This window comes from Iodobacter fluviatilis, assembly GCF_900451195.1.
Classification (GTDB): Bacteria; Pseudomonadota; Gammaproteobacteria; order Burkholderiales; family Chitinibacteraceae; genus Iodobacter; species Iodobacter fluviatilis.
In genome coordinates, this window is sequence record NZ_UGHR01000001.1 from 398,666 (window position 1) to 417,704 (window position 19,039).

11 protein-coding genes are annotated in these 19,039 nt (G+C 52.5%); 6 read left to right on the plus strand and 5 right to left on the minus strand.

Going from position 1 to position 19,039, the window contains the following annotated elements:
* Positions 1 to 73: 73 nt before the first annotated feature.
* Entirely contained in the window at positions 74 to 1,138 is a 1,065-nt protein-coding gene (gene rsgA / locus DYD62_RS01875) for a ribosome small subunit-dependent GTPase A (protein WP_115225808.1), read from the minus strand.
* Positions 1,139 to 1,873: 735 nt separating this feature from the next.
* Here rsgA and mgtE point away from each other — a divergent pair.
* Positions 1,874 to 3,250 carry a magnesium transporter gene (gene mgtE / locus DYD62_RS01880; protein ID WP_115225809.1) on the plus strand — a complete coding sequence of 459 codons (1,377 nt, stop codon included), beginning with the start codon at positions 1,874 to 1,876 and terminating at the stop codon, positions 3,248 to 3,250.
* 83 nt (positions 3,251 to 3,333) lie between these two features.
* Here the strand turns inward: mgtE and DYD62_RS01885 are convergent, their stop codons facing one another.
* The 4 genes from DYD62_RS01885 to DYD62_RS01910 all read right to left on the minus strand — a co-directional run bounded on the left by DYD62_RS01885 (position 3,334) and on the right by DYD62_RS01910 (position 10,321).
* Positions 3,334 to 4,359, minus strand: coding sequence for an SPM autocatalytic domain-containing protein (locus DYD62_RS01885; RefSeq protein ID WP_132038592.1), 1,026 nt, complete (start codon positions 4,357 to 4,359; stop codon positions 3,334 to 3,336).
* A 529-nt stretch (positions 4,360 to 4,888) separates the two neighbouring features.
* Positions 4,889 to 8,287, minus strand: coding sequence for an exonuclease subunit SbcC (gene sbcC / locus DYD62_RS01895; RefSeq protein WP_115225812.1), 3,399 nt, complete (start codon positions 8,285 to 8,287; stop codon positions 4,889 to 4,891).
* A complete protein-coding gene (gene sbcD, locus DYD62_RS01900; RefSeq protein WP_115225813.1) occupies positions 8,284 to 9,495 on the minus strand; it encodes an exonuclease subunit SbcD in 1,212 nt (403 codons plus the stop codon). The genes sbcC and sbcD overlap by 4 nt, the downstream gene beginning before the upstream one ends.
* A gap of 481 nt (positions 9,496 to 9,976) precedes the next feature.
* Entirely contained in the window at positions 9,977 to 10,321 is a 345-nt protein-coding gene (locus DYD62_RS01910) for a YkgJ family cysteine cluster protein (RefSeq protein WP_115225815.1), read from the minus strand.
* Positions 10,322 to 10,411: 90 nt separating this feature from the next.
* Between DYD62_RS01910 and DYD62_RS01915 the strand changes: the two genes are divergently transcribed.
* From DYD62_RS01915 to DYD62_RS01935, 5 genes are all read left to right on the plus strand, one after another.
* Entirely contained in the window at positions 10,412 to 11,002 is a 591-nt protein-coding gene (locus DYD62_RS01915; RefSeq protein ID WP_115225816.1) for a HutD/Ves family protein, read from the plus strand.
* A gap of 169 nt (positions 11,003 to 11,171) precedes the next feature.
* Positions 11,172 to 13,946 carry a collagenase gene (locus DYD62_RS01920; RefSeq protein ID WP_115225817.1) on the plus strand — a complete coding sequence of 925 codons (2,775 nt, stop codon included), beginning with the start codon at positions 11,172 to 11,174 and terminating at the stop codon, positions 13,944 to 13,946.
* Positions 13,947 to 14,433: 487 nt separating this feature from the next.
* Entirely contained in the window at positions 14,434 to 15,750 is a 1,317-nt protein-coding gene (locus tag DYD62_RS01925; RefSeq protein WP_165928576.1) for a sodium-dependent transporter, read from the plus strand.
* A 344-nt stretch (positions 15,751 to 16,094) separates the two neighbouring features.
* Complete coding sequence (locus DYD62_RS01930) at positions 16,095 to 17,408, plus strand: sodium-dependent transporter (RefSeq protein ID WP_115225819.1); 1,314 nt, start codon at positions 16,095 to 16,097, stop codon at positions 17,406 to 17,408.
* Between the two features lie 237 nt (positions 17,409 to 17,645).
* Entirely contained in the window at positions 17,646 to 18,959 is a 1,314-nt protein-coding gene (locus DYD62_RS01935) for a sodium-dependent transporter (protein WP_115225820.1), read from the plus strand.
* The last annotated feature ends 80 nt before the right edge of the window (positions 18,960 to 19,039 follow it).

The following is a 19,039-nucleotide window of genomic DNA, read 5'->3' on the forward strand; positions in this document are numbered from 1 at the left end:
GGCCTTTCGCACGCCAATCAGGCGGGCAAAAGCCATTGTGCTGCGGGTGAGTTGCTCAGCAGCATGGGGAGGCTTAATCCATATGGCTTTTCCTTTTATTTCTGGCGCTTTTGCTGATGATTTTCCATTTAGCCAGCTGTGCTTGTTTTTGCAGAGGAGTCTGGCTTTCTCTGCTTTGCTCCCGCAGCAGTTTATGAAAGCTTTTTAGCCTGTCGCTGCTGATTTGCCCGCGCACAGCGCAGCCAGGCTCATCTTGATGCTGGCAATCCCTGAAGCGGCAAAGGGCCGCCTGCGCCTTAATGTCGGAAAAAGCAGCATGGATGCCTGCTTCATCGCTATCTAGGCTAATGGTGCGCAAGCCAGGCGTATCAATAATGCAAGCGCCATTGGGGCAAAGATGCAGGCTGCGCGAAGTGGTGGTGTGCCGCCCTCTGCTGTCATCTATGCGCACTGCACCCGTATCCTGCACTTGGGCGCTGATCAGGGTGTTGGTCAGCGTGCTTTTGCCTGCGCCGGATGAGCCAAGCAGTACGACGGTCTGGCCTGCGGCCAGCCAAGGCAGTAAAGATTCCCTTGCCAAATCCCCCCGGCCATCCAGCGCCAGCAGCCCGATATGGGCGGGCAGGTGGGCGCGGGCCTGAGCTATTTTTTCTGCCGCCTGTGGCGAGCAATCGGCCTTGCTGAGCACCAGCAGTGGAAGCACATCGTTGGCGATGCAAAGGGTGAGATAGCGATCCAAGCGGCGCAAATTAAAATCGTGATCCAGCCCCATGACCAGCAGGGCCAGATCAATATTGGCGACCAAAGCTTGTTTTTGCCCTTCAGCATTACGGCGGCTGAGGCGATTTTTTGCCGGAAGAATGCTTTCTATCCATGCGTGATCCTGCTGGCTGAACAGCACCCAATCACCTACGGCCAGTGTCTCAGCACGGCTTTGCAGCGCGTGATATAGCGCAGGCCGCAGCTGTGCAGGCTGCTCAGATGCGCCATCGTGCAGTATGAAGCGATCGCGCTGAATATTGCTGATTCGGGCCAGCTCCAGCTGGCTGCTGCTTGGCTCTGATTGGATGAGGTGAAATGCTTGTAGAGCATGCTGATCGAAGCCGATTGCACGCAGTTTTTCTATAGAGGGATACATGGTCTTATCCGAAAGACGAGTCAAAAAGCCTCGTGCAGCACAGGCTGCCAGGCAAGAAGCTGGATCGGTCGGATAAAAGAGGGGTTTAAGCCTTGCTGATATATCCGACCGCAGTAGAAATAGGCGCAGATGTATTCATGGCTTGCCTCCGGTCGGTGAATGGAAATGGCAATTTAGGCTGTCTTACCGCGAGGGTCAAGCAGGATGAGGAAGACTGTTGCAAAGATGCTGAAAGCATTTATGCCTGATGCTTCATTCTGTAAAGCCCGTGTATTTAAACAGGAGGCTTAACTTAATGAGCTGTATTTTTGCTGAAATATAATTCATGCCACTACCCGAATTGCATGATCTGTTTTTCATAAGATCTTGATTTATTGAGTGAATAAATGCTGATTGGGTAGTTTTGGGGTAGGGAATTCAGGTGATATTTACAATATGACACTCATAAGGCTGAGATGCTGAAAGTGGTACTAATACGCCTACCGGACTAAGTAAAAACAATGATAAAAAGCGCCCCGTGGGATTGCTCAGAATGAGATTAATTCCTGCTTATAGCAAGAATCAGCCATTTTTTTAATAAGGAAACCCGTAGCAAGATGGACCCAGAGCCCCCTAGTTGTTGTTTTGACTGGTATTCACTTTTTAATATTATTCCGGCATTGCGTGGAAGGGTTTCCCTCGTTTAAAAATTGAGTGGTTTCCTGAAGCGCGCTGCCGCTGAAGGATTTCGACTCTATGAAGCATCAAGAATTATCAAACGCCATCCAGACCATGCTGCGTCTGTACGATAGCAATGCATTTGCCAAATTGGCCCGCACCACGCCCCTAGCGGATATGGCCGATGTGCTGGAAGAGCACCCGGTTGAGCAAATTGCCCGGCTGCTGCGCTCGCTGGACCCTAGCCCTCGTAGTGCCTTGTTTTCTCATTTTGCCGCTCCCGTGCAAGATAAAATCCTTATTGCCCTACCGGCTGATATTGTCGTCAATTTGTTTGAGCTGCTGCCTTCAGATAAGCGCGCTGATATTTTTAATCGCTTAAATGCAGAAAGAAAAGAGCTGCTCTTACCAGCGCTGGCTAAGGCAGAGCGCGACGATATTTTAAAGTTTGCATCTTTTCCCGAAGGCTCGGTCGGCTCGGCCACCACATCTGAATACGCCACCATTACATCGCAGCTAACGGTAGAGCAGGCTTTGCTCTCCCTGCGCCAGGGCGCGCCAGATAAAGAAACCATTTATGTGGTGTATGTGGTGAATGACGACAGGCAATTATTGGGCACGGTTTCTTTACGGGAATTGGTGCTGGCCAAGCCAGGGATGCGGGTTGATGAGCTGATGAAAACGAACTCGGTGTTTGCCCGTGCAGACTGGCCAGCCGTAGAGGCTGCCGAGCTGATCCGCCGCTATGATCTGCTGGCTATCCCTGTGCTGGATCAGAGCGAGCGCATGATCGGCATCATGACCGTTGATGATGCAATGGATATTGAAAAAGAGCAGGACGTTACGCGCTTGTCTCAGTTTGGCGGTACCGCATCGGGCGGCGGGGCAGATCTTAGCCTGAGGGAATCCAGCATCAAGCAATTATTTAAGGTGCGAGTGCTGTGGCTGATTATTTTGACTGGCTTTGGCATCATCACCAGTACCTTTGTATCGCAGCAGGAAGACTTAATTAGCGAAGTGATTATTCTGGCGGCGTTTCTGGCACCGATTGTGGATATGGGGGGTAACACCGGCAGCCAGTCTGCCACCTTGGTGCTGCGCGCCATGGCATTGGGTGAGGTCCGCCTCTGCTGGAAAGATGTTTGGTTTGTGATTAAGCGCGAAATCCCTGTTGCACTGGCGATTGCCATCGTGATTGGTGTTCTGGAAACCATACTGGCGTATTTCAGCAAGGACGCCATGAACTTTGACATCCTGATGGTGATTGGTCTGAGCATGATGGTTTGTACTGCCGCAGGCGGCATTATTGGTGCGCTGCTGCCTTTCGGTGCCCGCCTGATGCGTGCGGACCCGGCCACGCTGAGTGCGCCACTGATTACATCCATCATGGATTTACTGGGCGTCTTTATTTACTTTGGCTTTGCTTATGCTTTTCTTGGGCATTTGATTAAGTAATATTTAGTTAAGCCAAAGCGATTGTTTTACAGAGGGGCGCAATCACTTGCGCCCCTTTGCCTTATCTTCAATGGAATCACATTTCAAGCCAGCGGCTTGGTCGCCAAATCAATTTGCCGCACGCTGCCTGCGCCGCCATGCTCACCAAGCCATACACTGCTGGCGCGAATCTGGCCAAGTAGCTGCTCGTTTTCTTTAATGCCATATTCCGTTTGCACACTGGTGGTGGCCATGGCTCCTACGCCTGCCTGCGCCAGCGTTTGCACTCGTCCGGCTGGCTGATCACCGCTCTGCCAGAGTTTTAAGTCTTTATAAGCCGTATCGCCTTCGTCTATCCAGCCATTGTGGTCGTCATCCAGCCTAGCCAAATCACTAAAGCCATTACCGCTTTGCGGGCCAAATAGCTCACTGCCATTATCGGCCACGCCATTATGATTTTTATCTAAAAACAGCAGGCCAGAGCTGGCATCAGGCAAGCGCATGCTTTCTTTTTTACCATCATTATCTAAATCAAAATCTACACTTTGCTGACTGAGCTTCGTGGTGGCCGGCCCCATATCAATCACCAGCGGGTCTTTTAATGTAAGCCACTCTGCACCCAGTATTTTCGTGCTCTCGCTGCTTTGGGCATTCTGATAAGCAACGTCAAATTGCCGCGTACTGCCATCTTGCAGGCAAACCTTGCCGCTGGCATTAAAACTGCAGCTTTCGCTGCTCTTGCTGTGCTCAATAGCCATGACTTGCAGCGTAATAGGCTGGGCTTTAGCTGTTGTTGATAAAGGGCTGTTTGCGGTGGCTGCCGCAGTGGGTTTTTCCGGGCAAGTTGGCGTAGATTGGCTGCTGGTGTGATTGCCAAACAGCATTTCCCATAAAGACTGAAAACGCTGAGTCTGGCTCTTATCCACCTCCTTCATGGCTTCTTCCTGCTTAGCGTCTGTTTGCGGCATAAAGCGGGCAAGGGCGGATAATTCCTGATTAAAAAAGGCTGAAAATGGGGTTTGCGACGGATCCGCCGAAGCAGACCCTTCCGCTATTTGCAAGGATTTCCAGCTTTCACTGCTGCTGGCCTGGTGGCTGGTGAGCTTTAAATCGCTCTGCTCGATACGCATGATATTTCCCTTTAGTGAATGCAGAAGGAAAGATGCGATCAGCATGATGTATGCCAGAGGGGATGAGAGGTGGGCACAAAATTGTGTCTTACCCAATACGCAGAAAACAATGAAAGTACGTAATAGCTACGCTCTGCGCATAGGGCTTAAAAGTCCCCTTGAAACACGCCGGAGCGAGGAACAAGCGGGGCGGGGTTTCGGCAAGGGAGCGAGGCAACGAGCCAATCCCGCCCGCCGCCGACTCGATTGTCCGCAGCGCAGGGGTCTTCGTGTTTCGTGGGGCGGCCTTCTTTGGCTTCGTTTCTTGGCCGTTCAAGAAAGGAAGGCCCCCGCGGTGGCTACCGCTCCAAAATCAACGTGCCGAAGGCACTAAAAAGATCTTTTAGATCTTGCTTCGCATCTGGGGTGAAACTAGGCGTTTTCGTAATTTCATATCAAAATCTGGCGGGTTTCACCCGCCCTACAAAAGATGCTTTACATGCCTTTGGCTTAAATGGCGCGTGGGCAAAAACCCGTGCCCACCCTACATTTACCCTCCTGAAAACGCATACTGCTTATCCATCTGGCTCAGCCCCAGCCCTGCTGATTTATGGATTTTAAGCTGCACGGGGATGCGTTCTTTCAGGGCTTCTACGTGGCTGATGATGCCTATCATTTTGCCGCTGGCGTTGAGGTGGTCGAGCGCGTCGAGGGCGATTTCTAGGGTTTCGCCGTCCAGCGTGCCAAAGCCTTCATCTAAGAACAGCGAATCAATCGATGTTTTGTGGCTCACCAGATCAGACAGCGCCAAGGCCAGCGCTAAGCTGACTAAAAAGCTTTCGCCGCCTGATAATGTTTTGGTGTCTCGTGCCACATCGCCTTGCCATGTGTCGATGATCCCCAGCTCCAGCTCGCCTGTGTTTTTTCGCATCAGCTGGTAGCGGCCATGCAGGCGCTCCAGCTGACGGTTGGCCAGATGAATCAGATGATCCAGCGTTAAGCCCTGTGCAAATTTGCGATATTTTGCACCATCGGCCGAGCCAATCAGGCTGTTAAGGTGCTGCCAGTAATCGTAATCCACACTCATGGCTGCAATCTCAGCAAACAGCGTGGCTTGGCTGCTGCGCTTTGTATCGTCCCCCAGCAATACCGCGCGAATTTCACCCTGGCGCTGGGCCAGTTGGCTGATTTCTGCGCTTAGACTGGCCAGCTGCTCATCCAGCTCGGGGGCTTCAAGCGTGGTTTTGGCCTCTGCCTGCAGCGGCGCTAAAATGTGTTCCGCGCTGCCGAGCAGGGTGTTGGCGGTGATCAGCGCGGTATCGAGCTGCTGTTTGAGCGCGCTGAATACATTGCGCTGATCGTCTTCCAAGCGTGCGGCCATAAATGCGGCTTCGTCTTGAAAAGGGCTGGCAGCCAGCGCGGCTTGCCATGTACTGCTGGCGTGTTGCAGCTGCTCCTCATGCTCTTGCATGCGTTTTTGCAGGGTGATTTCTCGGCCCTTTTGCTGGCTTATTTGCTCTTGCAGGCTGCTGATCTGCACGGTGCAAGCGGCTAAATCGGCCTCGGGCTGGGTAGAGTTAGCCTGTGCCGCTTGCGGGGCTGCGCCCGTTTCCTGCCAGCATCGTTGCCAAGTTTGCTCTAACTGCTCAGCTGCTTTTACCGCTTGTTGCTGGACCATTAAATCTTGTGCCAGCTGTTGCAACTGTAGCTCTGCGGCTTGCCAGCTTTGCCATAGTGATTCTTGCGCCTGCAGCCATGCTTGGCTGTCCGAAGGCAGCTGATCAGGCAGCGAGCACCGCAGTGCTTCGGTTTCTGTGCTGATTTGCTCGGCCAGCCTGTTTTTTCTCTGGTTTAAATCTTGCAGATGCGCCTGTGCGTTTTCCAGCTTTTGCGTCAGCAATTGCAAAGCTTGCTGTTGCTCTGCCAGTTTTTTTTCAGCGGCCAGTCTTACTTTTTGCGCTTCTTCTAGCTGAGCCTTCATTTGGGCTAGCTGGTTTAAGCGGGTGTCTGCATCCTGCAAGGCTGCGGCGTGTTGCTGGCGGAGTGCGGCTAAATCAGGGGTGTGAGCGGCCAGCTTGTTGCAGAGCAGATGCCATTGCTGCATCTGCTCTGCGGCGAGTATTGAGCAGTTGTTTTGTTGAGATTCAAGGGCGTTGATTTCGGCTTCCAGCCGGGTGAGATCAAGCTTGAGCGCTTGCCCCTCTTCAGTGAGCTTTTCCAGCTCGGCCTGTTTGGCCTCCATTGCTGCGGCGGTGGCAGAAACATTCAGCGCTTGGTAATCCAAAATGGCCGGATGCTCATGAGACCCGCAGAGCGGGCAGGCTTCACCGGCTTGTAATTGCTGGCGATAGGCTTCCAGCCCTTGAATGCGTTGCTCTTGTTCCAGCAGTTTTTTCTTATCGTTCAGCTGTTGTTTTAAATCGCTGAATGTCAGCCTGAGCGTTGCCAGTGCCTGATTTTTTTGGCTGACCATGGTCTGTTTTTCGGCCAGCGTTGTGGCCAGTAGTGCAGATTGCTGCTGTGTTTTTTGGCGGCTGATTTCCAGCTCGGCCAGCCTAGCGATATCTGCGCCACGCTCAAGTAAGCTTTGTTTTTGCTCCCAAAAAGCCGCTTCGTCTTTGCCTGCAAGCAAAGCCTGCCATGCCGCTTGCGCTGTGTTTTCTGCCCGCCCAGCCGCTTGGCTTTCTGCTTGCTGGCTGCTGACGCTTAGAATGCTTGCCGCGTGTTGCTCAATCAGTGTCTGGATATTTTGCTGATTGATCTCGGCTTCCAGCTTGCTCATCCCGCTTGCGAGGGTATTTAAGCTTAAAAACTGCGCCCGCCAGCCCACCAGCTGCTCGCCTAGTTTTGCATGCTCGGGATGTTGGTTGCTGATTAATGCGCTCTGCGCGGCTTGGGTTTGGGTGAGCCGAGCGCTGCTCTGCTGGCTGAGTTGCATCGCCAGCTGCTGCGCCTGCCAGAGTCTAGCTCGGTGTTCTTCAAGGGCGCTGTTTTGTTCTGTGCTCAGCTGCACCAGCTCTTGCTTGGTATGGGCGAGTGCCTCTGTGGCTTGGCTTAATGCGCTGTAAGGCACTTGCAGTTTTGCCGCTGGCTCGCTTCGGGCAAGCTGATCCAGCTGTGGCTGGGCGCGGGCCAGCGCAGCAAGGGCTTCTTGCTGGCGGGTTTGAGCGTCAGCATGCTGACGATTGGCTCTGCTTAGCGCTTCGCGCCACTGGCGATTAATTTGCACCTGGCTGAGCTGGCTTTGCAAGGCTTGCCCAGCATGGGCTAAGTCATTCGCTTCTTGGTTTAAGTTGCTGCGCTGCTCATCACTCAGCAGCTCTACACCGGAAGCCCTGGCGCGCAGCTGATCGAGCGCTTGCTTGCTGCTGCGGGTTTGCTCGAATACAGATTGTGAAATCTGGCCGTAAATATCGGTGCCGGTCAGCTCTTCTAAAAGCTCGGCTCGCTCGTTGGCGGCGGCATTTAAAAAGGCCGCAAAGCCACCCTGTGCCAGTAGCATGGATTTGGTAAAGCGGCCAAAATCAAGGCCGGTCAGGGCCTCGGTGAGTCTGAGCTTTTCATTGATTTTATCGGTGAGAATTTGCCCACTGGCGTCTGCCAGCTCCACTCTGGGCGCTTGCAATGCGCCGCTGGCCAGATTACGCGCACGGCGCTGACTCCAGAAAGCGCGATAGCGGCTGCCTTTCACTTCAAACTCCACTTCTGCAAGGCAATCACTGGTATGGCGAGTCATCAGCTCATTGCTGCTGGCCGAAATGCTGCTCATGCGCGGAGTTTGGTGATAAAGCGCCAAGCAAATGGCATCCAGCAGGGTGGTTTTACCCGCGCCGGTAGGGCCGGTAATGGCAAACAGGCCGTTATCTTTAAAGGGCGCGGCAGTGAAATCGATTTTCCACTCACCTTTTAATGAATTCAGGTTTTTTAAACGCAGGCTAAGCAGCTTCATGCCTTGGCCTCCTGCAATAAGGTGACGGTTTGTGCATAGCGTTTTTCCAGCTCGATTAGGAGCGGCGCTTCGATTTCTTCGCTGGCGATGCGCTGGGCAAAGACATCGGCAGGGCTTAGCTCGGCCAGCGTTTCCTTGCTGTCTGCTTGCCAGGTACTGGCCGCATTGCCGCGCTCTCTGCGGATGCGCAGCACTTCTATTTGCGTGTCTTTAGTCAGCACTTCTATGCGGCTTTGTAAGTCGCTGAGGTAATCATCGCTACTGACCAGCACTTCCAGCCAGATTGATTCGTTTTTTTCAAGGGCGCTGATGGCCGATTCCAACTCGGCCAGATTGCCGCGCAGAGAGATCAGTTGCTGGGAGCGGGGGATGGCGAGCGGCTCAACCGCTTGCAGGCCCTGATGATCTAAGCTAACCAGCAGTACTTCTTTGGCCTGCTTGGCTTCATCAAAGCTCAGTGGAATCGGCGAGCCGCAGTAGCGGATATGCTCAAAGCCGCCGACTTTTTGCGGGCGATGAATATGTCCCAGCGCAATATAGTCAGCAGGTGGAAAGGCGCTGGTGGGGAAGGCTTCTAGTGCGCCAACATAAATCTCTCTTACCGATTCACTGGCGCTTGCGCCAACAGTGGTGAGATGGCCGGTGGCGATAATGGGCAGGGTGGGCAATCCAAGCTGGTTTCGCTCATCCAGAGCACGCTGATACAGCGTTTGATAGTGCTGAAAAATACCTGCTTGCAAGCTGAGCTGCTTTTCATCGCTGCTTTGCCCCGCCACACTTTGCTGCACATCGCGTGCGCGGATAAAGGGAATCGCGCATAACACCGCCCCGGCGCTGCCGTCTTTTTGCTTGAGCAGCAAAACCTGTTCGCCTGCATCTGCAGCCACGCCTGGAATCACGCTGGTGTTTAGCTCAGCAAGCAGCGATTTGCTTTCGCCTAAAGTAGCTACCGAGTCATGATTACCACCCAAAATAATCAGCCTCGCGCCGGTTTTGCTGAGGGCCACAATAAAGTGGTTGTAAAGCTCGCGCGCATAGCTGGGCGGCGAGCCTGTATCAAAAATATCCCCAGCCACCAAAATAGCATCGGCATTGTGGGTGATTGCGCTTGCCAGCAGCCAGTCTAAAAAAGCCTGATGCTCAGCCTGGCGCGTCTTGCCCATAAAATGCTGGCCCAGATGCCAGTCCGAGGTGTGGATGATTTTCATGTGTGGGGAGTGGTGATTCAGGATGAAGGAGATTATGAAGGCTGGCGGGGAGGGTGTCTTGCTTACAGGCACTAAAACCCAAATCTTGAACCACTTCGGCCCCAGAGAACACGGAGTTTCACGGAGGAAAACATGACTTGAGTTCAGTTATTTTTTAGGTTTTGAATGTGTTAAAACCCTGTTATTAGGATTCGTATCACTGCTCATGGCACGGGGCTTAAATCACCCCTTGAAACACGCAAGCTCCGAACAAGCGGGGCGGGGGATCGCTTGGGAGCGAGGCAGCGAGCCAATCCCGCCTGCCGCCGACTCGATTGTCCGCAGCGCAGGGGCTTTCGTGTTTCGTGGGGCTGCCTTCTTTGGCCTCGTTTCTTGGCCGTTCAAGAAAGGAAGGCCCCTGCGGGGGCAACCGCTCCAAAATTAACGTGCCGAAGGCACTAAAAAGATGATCTCTGCGTAACATCAGTTCTCTAATCTAACATCAGCAAAATACTTCGGCAGTTTCTTTGGGCTGATCAATAATCGGGCTTAGATTGTAAGCCTGCCTCGCCTTATTACATTGCTCATCCCCTGCCATAACTTCTTTGCACGTGCTGGAGCGCTGCTCATAGATGCTGCAGCTCACCGCTTCTCCTATTTTTCCTGTTAAGGCCACGCAGCGGCTAGGGTGGTGGTCTGTGCCGCGCATGGCAACATAAATAGAATGGATGGGGATGGTTAAGCGGGCTGGCACGCTGCCGCCCTGGGCCGCATCGCTTTCACCCCAATAGAATGAAACCCTGTAATGGGCGCAGCATGCGCCACAGTTTTGGCAATGATCGCTCATGTTCTGTATTTGAGTCTGCTGATCAGATGATGATGGTTGTCAGGTTTTAGACAGTGTATTGTGGATTAACTTAAATAGGTGAAATTTAAAATGCCCAAAATAATACAAAAAAAAGATTTACCCGTGCAAGCTTGGAAAAACGGTGGAGGGGTGACGTCAGAAATTGTTATTTTTCCGAAAGAGGCATCGCTGGATCATTTTGACTGGCGTATCAGCATGGCTACGATCGGGCTTGATGGAGGCTTTTCAGAATTTGCAGGTGTAGATCGCAGCCTCGCTATGGTTGCGGGAAAGGGGGTCAGCCTGCAATTTGGCAAGGGTGGGCCGCAGACTCTGATGCCCAAAGATCAGCCGCTGCGTTTTGCCGGCGAGGCTAAGGTGTATGCCCGTCTGTTGCAGGGCGAAGTGATTGATTTTAATGTGATGACAAGGCGTAGCAGCTATCGCCATTTATTGCGCCAGCAGGTGTTCAGCATGCCGGAAACATGGGCTTTTGCGGGTGAAAGTGGCCTGTTATTTTTGGCCGGAGGTGAATCTGTTTTATGCCAGAAGGGCGGGCAGCAGTTTGTTTTAAAGGCGATGGATAGCTTGTTGTTAAGTGCTGACGATGCAGGTGAATGGCTTTTGGTGCCTTATGGGGAGGTGTGTCTCTTTTTTACTGATTTAATTAAAGTTGATTGAGCGCTTAAATAAATTTCTTAATAAGTAATTATGCTTACAATAATTTATGTATTTACTTTCTAATTAATTAGAGTTTTCTTTCTTGATTATTTAAATATGTTTATTTAAATAAATCATAAGCACATAATGATGTTCTAATTTTGTAAGCATTACTTATTGGAGCTGACTTATGCGCATTAAAAAAGTAATAAATAAGCGAAGCACGCAGGCTGGCGTATTGGCAATTGCTCTTGCCAGCATCATGGCTGCATGTGTGACAACGGGAGGCGAAAACACGGCAGAATCTGCTCCGCCACCCGCTGCCAGCCAGCAGGGGAATTCAGAGCATGCCCCTGTTTTGGGTGAGCCTCCCAGCCATCCGTTTGGCCTGCCGCCACAGGCTGGCGCAAAAGGAGGGTCTGATCATCCGCAGGTATCTGCTCTGCAAAAAGGCGTGGCGGCAGCGCCGCTTTATGCTGAATGCGATCAGCGATTGTTTTCTTTATCGGGCGCGGCACTGGCCAGCTATGTGGCAACGGTGGAAGGGCGTTGTATTAACCGACTTTTTGAGGCCGATGCGGCAACTTACCCGGTAATTTCGGCTGCAAATATGCAGGCCGTGGCAAAAGAAGCTCGCTTGCGCGCTCGCCAGTGGAACCCGGCCAAGCCCAATGGGCTCTGGCCATTGGCTACTTTTTTAAAAGCGGGCTATTTCACCCAGTACAGCCATGCCAGAGAAGTGGGCGAATATGGGCGCACGGTGGATCAGCCCGTTATGCAGGTGGTGAGTGCGCTGGCAGATAATCCGGCGATCTGGTTAAACCCAGCAGAGGATGAATCTCAATCCAGTGAGGCATGGGAGCGCCAGAATGATGCGCGCCAAAGTGTCAGCGAAACCATGATTCTGGCCGATTCGGTACGTCAGCCTGAATATGCATTGCCATTATTAAGCGCTTTTTTTGGCCGCTATCAGGGGCAGTTTAAGCAAAGCTATGCTCAATATGCTTTGCATCCTATGCAAACTACTTTGTTTAATTTGCATAGCCAGGGTGGCTTTGATCAAAAAGTTGAAGCAGGTCAGCTTGATGGATTAGTTAAGTCTCTGGCGGCGATTGTGCGCCAGGGCCGCTCTGCTTTTGCAGATGAGCAGATGTTTTTAAATACACTGCGTGAAACCGGCCGTTTTATGCTTTACCCAAGAACCACGCCGATTGCTGAGCCTGCGGTGGCTGGGCATCTAAATGCAGAGCGTTATTCTGCAGCATGGGCCGAGGCGGTTTATGCGCTGAAAAAAATCGCCAAAGTGCCTTGCGATCGATACAACATTTGCAATGCCGAAGCTGAGCTTAAAGCCCGCTTATTTCCTAATCGCTGGTCATTTGACAATGGCAATTTGGTTTTTGAAACGCCGCTTAGCCGCAAGCAGGTAGAGCCGCTTTATTACGCCATGAAGCAGGTTGAGGCTCAGCTTAAGCGGGTAAGTGGCGTAAGCCAGCCGGTAAAAGATGATCCGAATGCACGTTTACGCATGGTGATTTACGGTACAAAAACCGATTACGGCCGCTACCAGGGCTTACTCAATGATTTATCTACCGATAACGGGGGTATTTATATTGAAAACGGCGCTACTTTTTATACCTTTGAGCGCACCAGCCAGGAAAGCACACTGTCTTTAGAAGAGCTGGTTCGCCACGAATACGTGCATTATTTATCGGGCCGCTTTATTCAGCCGGGTATGTGGGGCTCCAGCGAATTCTTCCGCGACAGCCGCCGTATGCCTTGGTATGACGAAGGCTTTGCCGAGTTTATGGCGTGGAGCACCTCGCGTGAGGGCATTAAAGTACGTGGCCATGTAGTGGATGTCGTGGCAAATAACTGGCCAGCTAGTTTTCAGACGCCAGCGCAAATTATGCGTTCAAGCTATAGCGATGGCTGGGATTTTTACAGCCATTCGGCGCTGTGGTTCTATTTCTTGCATCGCAATGAGCCGGGCCTTCTGGCTGATGTATTGCAGCAATTGCGTAACGATGATGTAAAAGGCTTTGATGCATTGGTGAAACGCCTTGGCGCAGATGCGGCTTTAAGTGCACGCTTTAAAGACTTTGTAGGGCAGCAAGTTGCATTGCAAAAGGCAGGTCAGCTGGGGGATACCTCTACCATCGAGGGCCAAGATTGGCTGGCGCAATCGGCATGGCAGCTCAGTGATGTGGCGCATATTCAATCCTTAATGGGCAAAGTGCTGCCGCTGGCCTGCCGTGTATGGGCAGAGGGCGCGGGCAGTGAGCTGCGTCGTTTTGAATGCACAGGTCAAACCGCTATTCGTGCCAGTACGCTGACAGCAGCACATCAGGAAAGCGATGTATTGCTGAATAATGCACTGAAAAACTTGCAAGGCAGCGCCAATAATATGCTGGCGCTTAATTGCTTTGCCAGCGATTATCAGCTGGATGCGCATCGTGCAGCGCTGCGCTGCGAAGGCCCGCTAGCCAATGGCACTGGGCCAAGCCCAACGGCTGTGCCTACTGCGCCGCCAACACGCCCAACTGCAACGCCTGTGCCGACCAGCCCGCCAACTCGTCCAACGGCGGTGCCAACATCTGTGCCGACCAGCCCGCCAACCCGGCCTACCGCAGTGCCAACTACGGTGCCAACCTTGCCGCCTGTTAATCCAAATAATCTGGCCTTGCTACAAACACGCTTTAGCAGTGCTGGGCGCTGTCTGCGGGTTATATTGGCCGCTAATCAACAGGTCGATCGCTTTGTGCTGGTGAATTCAGCCAAGCTGGGGCGGATTAATTTTGCAGAATATGGCAGCTTCACCTACCGCCGCGATGCCGATCAAGCAGGGCTGGCAGACAGCATTACTGTTCGCCTGCAGCGCGGTACGCAATTTAAAGATATCCGAGTGGTGCTGGATGCAAAACCTGTGAATCAAAGTGAAGAGGCCTGCTGGGCCGGGGCTTAAGCGTATTGGATGAAATCAGGGCAGGTGTAGCCCTGGTTTCATTTTTTATTGCAGAGCATCATTTGCCAGATCGGCGTTTATTCTGGGTTTTATTACCATAAACAGCCTTGCGCATGAGGACATATCAAGGCTGTTTTTAACCCCTTGCGTGGGTGTTTAATGGTTTTAACTGCTTGTAATAAAAGATTTTTTAGTGCTTTTAAATTGGCCGTTAAGCAAGGGTTATGAATGAAAAAATGGCCCCGCTTCAGTAAGCCCATGGCTTGACAGCCCACCGCTGCACGGCCGAAGATGCCCCACTATGCTGAATCTGACCCGCGTTTATTTTTCTTATTATTATCTGGCTTGCCCACTGGCAGCCCGATGGGTCGCGTTCATTTAAAGTACACAGAATGAACCATCCAAGGCCGCCAAATCAGGCGGCCTTGTTGCATTCTGGCCCGCCTGATTTGTTGGTTCTTGAGATTTACAAAAAAAGGACCGCATCATGACTACTCGCTCTAACTGGGGCTCTAAGCTGGGATTTATCCTTGCTGCGGCAGGCTCGGCCATTGGCCTTGGCGCTATTTGGAAATTCCCTTACGTGACGGCCATGAATGGCGGTGGCGTGTTTTTACTGCTGTTTTTATTTTTTAGCTTCACCCTAGGCCTAGCCCAGATGGTGGTGGAATTTACCCTAGGCCGTAGCGCGCAAACCGGGCCAGTGGGGATGTTTCGCAAGCTGGCGGGTAAATCCTGGCCGCTGATTGGCATGATGGGTATTTTTGCGGGCTTTGTGCTGTACAGCTTTTATAGCGTGGTGGGTGGCTGGACGCTGGCTTACCTAGCACTGGCCATGGATGGCTCGGTGCTGACTACAGATACCAAGGTACTCAAAGACACTTTCGAGCATTATGTATCTAATCCTTTCTGGCCGATTCTGACCCACGGCGTGTTTGTGCTGGCAACGCTGGGTATTGTGATTGGCGGCATCGAAAAAGGCATTGAGCGCGCCAGCAAATTGCTGATGCCGGGCCTCTTTATCATCATGCTGATTCTGATCGCCCGCTCGCTGACTTTGCCCGGCGCATGGCAGGGCGTGGTGGCTTTCTTTGCCCCAGATTTTTCTAAGCTGACACCCGCCATGGTGGTTGATGCCCTTGGCCTTGCGTTTTTCTCGCTGTCTTTAGGCACGGGCGGCATGATCGCTTACGGCTCCTACGTGAAGCAAGAAACACCGGTATTGCACTCGGCGGCTTGGGTGGTTGGCCTTTCTTGCACCGTGGCGATTTTGGCCGGGTTGATGATTTTCCCAGCGCTGTTTGCCTTTAAGCTCGACCCTAGTGCAGGCCCAGGCCTGACCTTTATGACCATGCCAGTGGTGTTTGCCAGCCTGCCCTTTGGCCAAATCTTTGCCATCGCCTTCTTTGCCCTGCTTTCGGTGGCCGCACTGACCTCATCTGTTTCTATGCTCGAGCTGATTGCAACGCTCTTTTTGGATGAATACAAACTGCCACGCCGCAAAGTGATTCTTTGTTTATCACTGGCTGTTTTCCTCTGTGGTATTCCCGCATCACTGTCTTTTGGCCCTTGGGCGGACGTTAAATTCTTTGGCAAAACCATTTTTGACCTGATGGATTACAGCGTCTCCAATGTGATGATGCCACTAGGTGGAATCGGCGTGGCACTGTTCGCAGGCTGGCGCGTATGGCCGCTGCTGGAAGAGCATTCTGGTCTGGCTGGCCTGCCCCTCTTCGGCCTGAAATGGAGCTGCCGCGTGGTCGCGCCTTTATCCATTGCGGTGATTTTGGTGAAAAATCTTTGAGCATATCAAAACTATGTAACTTGAATTCGTATCGTTGCTGATAGCACGGGGCTTAAATCCCCCTTGAAGCACGCCGAAGCGAGGAACAAGCGGGGCGGGGTTTCGGCGAGGATGTTTGAGCGAAGCGAGTCCCGCAGCCGCCGCCTCGATTGTCCACAGTGAGGGGTTTCGTGCTGGTCGGGGTCGCCTTCTTTGCGTACTAGGATTTCTGGCGAAGCAAGAAAGTAAGTCCCACGCGGGGGATTCCCGCACCTAATCAACGTGCCGAAGGCACTAAAAAAGCCTTGCTTTAGATTTGCATAGAGCCACCTAGGCTCATTTATTAAAAACACGCAGGATGTTTTATGACAACACGTAATGCTTGGGGCTCGCGTTTGGGCTTTATTCTGGCGGCGGCCGGCTCGGCCATTGGGCTGGGTGCGATTTGGAAGTTTCCTTATGTCACGGCCATGAATGGCGGCGGGGCGTTTTTGCTGCTGTTTCTGATTTTTAGCTTTACCCTAGGGCTGGCGCTGATGATGGCCGAGATTGCCCTAGGCCGCTCAGCTACTAACGGTGCGGTGGGCGCGTTTAAAAAAATCGGCGGCAAGCACTGGGCGCTCCTGGGCCTCTTGGGCGTGATCGCAGGCTTTGTTCTGTTTTCGTTTTATAGCGTGGTGGGCGGCTGGACTTTTGCCTACCTTGGCAAGGCCATTGATGGCAGCGTAATGAGCGCCAATCCAAAAGCATTAGAAGCGATGTTTGGCAGCTTTGTATCTGATCCGATTAAGCCCTTGATTACCCATGCACTGTTTACCCTAGCCACCTTAGGTATTGTGCTGGGCGGCATTGAGAAGGGCATTGAGCGGGCGGGCAAAGTGCTGATGCCTGCGCTGTTTATTATTATGCTGATCCTGATGCTGCGCTCTTTAACGCTGCCGGGCGCATGGGCCGGGGTGGTGCAGTTTTTAGCGCCAGACTGGAGCCGCGTTAATCCCGCCATGGTGGTGGAAGCCTTAGGGCTGGCATTTTTCTCGCTGTCTTTAGGCGTGGGGGCGATGGTGGCCTATGGCTCTTATATGCATTCCAGCGAAGAAATTCTCTCTGCTTCACTGTGGGTGGTATTTCTGGCCGTGATGATTGCGCTTCTTGCCGGGCTAATGATTTTTCCTGCCGTGGCGGCTTTTGGCTTAAACCCAGCGGCCGGGCCGGGGCTTACTTTTATGACCATGCCGGTGGTGTTTATGCACCTGCCCTTTGGCCAGTTGTTTGCTATTGCCTTTTTTGCTTTGCTTGCAATGGCCGCATTGTCTTCATCGGTGGCGATGCTAGAGCTGATCGCCATCTGGTTTATTGACGATCTGAAGCTGCCGCGCCGTCCTGTATTGATCGGCATCGCGCTGGCGGTGTTCCTCTGCGGTATCCCGGCATCGTGGTCGTTTGGTATCTGGTCTGATGCTCGCATCTTTGGCAAAAGCATTTTTGATGCGATGGATTACTTTGTATCCAATCTGGCCATGCCTATTGGCGGTATTGGCCTCGCGCTACTGGCAGGCTGGAAAGGCGACACGCTGGTGGATGAAGTGGGCCTGCAAGGCTGGAAAAGGCAAGCATGGCTGATTACCTGCCGCTACCTTGCACCTGTGCTGATTACCACGGTGCTGGTGAAAAATCTGTAAACACGTGCTGCAACGCAAAATTACTGCTTGACTATTAGTCAGCTTACAAGGCATTCTTAAAAGCATGAATACAAATATGATCAACTCTTTTACAGGCTGGTGGCGCTTCTAATTTAAGCGGCACCGTTGATCTATGGGGCCGCCGAAAGGGCGGCCTTTGTTTTTAGCTCGCGCATTCGGTGGCAGATATATTTGGCAAATGGCTATGGGCTCATTTGTCGCTACCAGGAATAGCGCATGTCTCGTTCGCAATGGAGCTCTAAACTCGGCTTTATTCTTGCCTCCGCAGGGGCAACCGTCGGCTTAGGCTCAATCTGGAAATTCCCTTACGTGACCGCCATGAATGGCGGCGGTGCGTTTTTGCTGATATTTGTGTTGATCACTTTTACCCTAGGCATTGCGCTGATGCTGGCCGAAATTGCCATTGGCCGTGCTGCGGCTTGTGGTGCTGTGGGCGCATTTAAAAAGCTCGGTGGCAAGGGCTGGTCGGCGGTTGGCTATATCGGCGTACTTTGCGGCTTAACGGTGTTTTCCTTCTACAGCGTGGTCGGCGGCTGGACAATCGGCTATCTGCTGCGCGCCATTGATGGCCGTGTCATGAGTAACGATCCGAAAGCCTTGGGCGCACTATTCGGGCAGTATGTTTCCAGCCCGGTTGAGCCGATTATCACCCACGCCCTGTTTGCCCTGCTTACTCTGATTGTGGTGATGTCCGGTATTCAAAAAGGCATTGAGCGCGCAGGTAAAATCTTGATGCCCGCCTTATTTTTGCTGATGCTGGGGCTGATTGTCCGCTCTCTTACCCTGCCGGGCGCAGGGGCGGGCGTGCTGGCTTTTTTAGCGCCGGATTTCTCAAAAGTAAACTCAAAAATGCTGGTCGATGCGCTAGGCCTTGCATTTTTCTCGCTATCAGTAGGCGCAGGCTGCATGCTGGCCTATGGCTCTTATCTGGGGCGTGATGTAAAGCTCACCAATGCGGCCATGTGGGTGACGGGCTTAACCACCATGACCTCCATCTTGGCTGGCCTGATGATTTTCCCGGCCATTACGGCCTTTGGCCTGGATGCCGCAGCAGGCCCAGGCCTGACCTATATGACCATGCCGGTGGTGTTTAACCATCTGCCTTTTGGCCAATTCTTTGCGGTGGCGTTCTTTGCGTTACTCTTAGTTGCAGCACTGACCTCATCCGTTTCTTTGCTTGAGCTGGTGGCGGTGTATCCAATTGATGAATGGAATCTGCCCCGTAAAGCCACCACTGGCCTGATTACTCTCTTGGTGTTTCTGGCTGGTATTCCTGCCTCGCTCTCGTTTGGCGTGCTGGGCGAATATAAATGGTTTGGTCGCAATGTGTTTGAGCTGATGGATTACAGCGCATCTAATATCCTGCTGCCACTGGGTGGGATCGGCACGGCGCTGTTTGCAGGCTGGAAAATCTGGCCCGTGATCGAAGCCGAGCTGGAACTTAGCCCCGTTTTAAACGTTGGCATGAAGTGGATGTGTCGCATCGTAGCCCCGGCCTTGATTGCTTTGATCTTGGTTTACAACCTGTAAGGGGCTTGTTTCATTTCCCAAGTTCATTGGCCCGTCATTCCCGAATACATTGATCGGGAATTCAGCACAAGCACTGGATT

Coding starts and splice junctions, on each gene's coding strand:
- rsgA (WP_115225808.1), bottom strand. CDS start 1,138: ATGTATCCCTCTATAGAAAAACTGCGTGCAATCGGCTTCGATCAGCAT.
- mgtE (WP_115225809.1), top strand. CDS start 1,874: ATGAAGCATCAAGAATTATCAAACGCCATCCAGACCATGCTGCGTCTG.
- DYD62_RS01885 (WP_132038592.1), bottom strand. CDS start 4,359: ATGCGTATCGAGCAGAGCGATTTAAAGCTCACCAGCCACCAGGCCAGC.
- sbcC (WP_115225812.1), bottom strand. CDS start 8,287: ATGAAGCTGCTTAGCCTGCGTTTAAAAAACCTGAATTCATTAAAAGGT.
- sbcD (WP_115225813.1), bottom strand. CDS start 9,495: ATGAAAATCATCCACACCTCGGACTGGCATCTGGGCCAGCATTTTATG.
- DYD62_RS01910 (WP_115225815.1), bottom strand. CDS start 10,321: ATGAGCGATCATTGCCAAAACTGTGGCGCATGCTGCGCCCATTACAGG.
- DYD62_RS01915 (WP_115225816.1), top strand. CDS start 10,412: ATGCCCAAAATAATACAAAAAAAAGATTTACCCGTGCAAGCTTGGAAA.
- DYD62_RS01920 (WP_115225817.1), top strand. CDS start 11,172: ATGCGCATTAAAAAAGTAATAAATAAGCGAAGCACGCAGGCTGGCGTA.
- DYD62_RS01925 (WP_165928576.1), top strand. CDS start 14,434: ATGACTACTCGCTCTAACTGGGGCTCTAAGCTGGGATTTATCCTTGCT.
- DYD62_RS01930 (WP_115225819.1), top strand. CDS start 16,095: ATGACAACACGTAATGCTTGGGGCTCGCGTTTGGGCTTTATTCTGGCG.
- DYD62_RS01935 (WP_115225820.1), top strand. CDS start 17,646: ATGTCTCGTTCGCAATGGAGCTCTAAACTCGGCTTTATTCTTGCCTCC.